Source organism: Alicyclobacillus sacchari, assembly GCF_004366795.1.
GTDB lineage: Bacteria > Bacillota > Bacilli > Alicyclobacillales > Alicyclobacillaceae > Alicyclobacillus > Alicyclobacillus sacchari.
Map to the genome: position 1 here is coordinate 1 of NZ_SORF01000054.1, position 1,618 is coordinate 1,618.

At 54.3% G+C, this 1,618-nt stretch carries 3 protein-coding genes and 1 pseudogene; all 4 read right to left on the minus strand.

Annotated elements, in window-relative coordinates; translation table 11 throughout:
- Positions 1 to 119: 119 nt before the first annotated feature.
- The gene (locus tag C7445_RS14760) at positions 120 to 284 is read right to left on the minus strand and encodes a hypothetical protein (RefSeq protein WP_166669184.1); all 165 of its coding nucleotides are present in this window, start codon (positions 282 to 284) and stop codon (positions 120 to 122) included.
- A 13-nt stretch (positions 285 to 297) separates the two neighbouring features.
- Positions 298 to 462, minus strand: a complete 165-nt coding sequence (locus tag C7445_RS14765; protein ID WP_006445314.1) for a hypothetical protein — start codon at positions 460 to 462, stop codon at positions 298 to 300.
- Positions 463 to 535: 73 nt separating this feature from the next.
- Positions 536 to 1,381 carry a hypothetical protein gene (locus C7445_RS14360; RefSeq protein WP_134161402.1) on the minus strand — a complete coding sequence of 282 codons (846 nt, stop codon included), beginning with the start codon at positions 1,379 to 1,381 and terminating at the stop codon, positions 536 to 538.
- Between the two features lie 15 nt (positions 1,382 to 1,396).
- Positions 1,397 to 1,618: pseudogene (locus C7445_RS14365) on the minus strand (hypothetical protein); the annotation flags it as partial.

The following is a 1,618-nucleotide window of genomic DNA, read 5'->3' on the forward strand; positions in this document are numbered from 1 at the left end:
ACCGTGCGCCATTGATGACGTCCATATACGGCTGATAGTTCCAGGACAAAATAAAGAAGAACATGAGCGCGAAGATAATGGCGCTCCTCATACATGACCACCTCCCCTAAACACCCTTATTAACCCCCCGATACTTGACCTTGTGCCGACGTGATCTGCTGTTGCGTAAACGACTGTACAGTTGACTGCTGCGACGAGCTCCACGTGTTCATCGCGACTGTGCCGACGACCCCACCAATCAAGACCAGAAGTGCAACAACAACACCGACAATTGGAGAGTTCATGTGTCATCCCCCTTTAGGAATTCGAGCGAGACGCGAGATTCGCGGTCGAAGCGTTCGTGAGGGTCGACACACCGGTTTGTCCGACTTGCGCGAGTTCCTGCTTACCGAACCTCACGTTCGTCACCGCCAAGCCGATCACAATTACCGTCACGAGCAAGCCAATGATGATCTGCCGCATCCTCCGCGCCTCCTCTCATGCTTTGACCATACAACCTGCCGCGCATACTCTTACGCCAACTTTACGCCATATTTCAACCGCCCACAGTTGCTCCCATCAGGGCACCTGAATAAATTTGAATGATGACCATCAAGTCAAAACTTGTCGCACCAAGTCCGAGCATGGTGAGTGCAGTTGCCAAGATGGAACGTGTGTTCAGATGCGCCCGGAAGGCGGCGATGCGGTCGGCTCGGAATCGCTCCAGGTTCGTCTGTAAGACATCGAGCGCCACGGCGACGCCTGCTTCCTCAATCTCCATGAGCATATGCGCCAGCGCCTTCGCTTGGGACGTTCCAACTTCCTCACCGAAGCGCTGGAGTGCGGCTGCGGGATCGTCAACCCAATCATGTAGACACCGCTCCAAAAATGGACGTAAGACTGGCACACGATGAAGTTGTCGACGTATCATGTCGTACACCCCGATTGGCCGGGTGTGAAACGCCACGGCCTCTTGTAATAGCAGGCGGTAGAGTAAATACACTGCCTTGTCCCGTTCCAACGCCGCCTGCTTTTGCAGGGCTAAAAAGCCGTAGTGCATCGGAAATGGCTGACGATATTCAAGTCCAAACCATACGACGAGCGGAAACAGCATCGGCAACATCCGTCCGTGAAGAAGCCCCACGACTCCCATGAGCAAGAATACGAGCGTAAGCCCTATGCGCAGGTAGTGGTACTGATACGCCTGAAGCGAAAGTCCACTTTTCCGTAGCAACGAGACGAGCTGTTCGTCTTCGAGCCGCTTGCGCACCCGCATCTTTGTGCCGTACCACCCTACCGCAATCCGCGCGCGTGTCCGTATGCCGACATACTCACCCTGTCCAGCCCCCATGACCAACAGAACGCTTGGAATGAGCCCCAAGGCCAAAATCACATAGCCCATGCCGTTGTCCCCCCTTCAGATGTCCTGTTTCGGCTTGTAGAACGTAATCCCGATGATGAACGACCCAAGCGTAGCCAGAAGCGTCAAGAGAAACCACGTAAAGCCTGTCGGGCTCGCGAACTGGTACTGAAAGATGTTCCGTGACACAAAAAGATAGAAGAGCACCATCATGACTGGCCACATCAGAAATGGCACGCACGAAATGAGGAGCGTGTCCATCCGTGCCAGGTTCTGTGA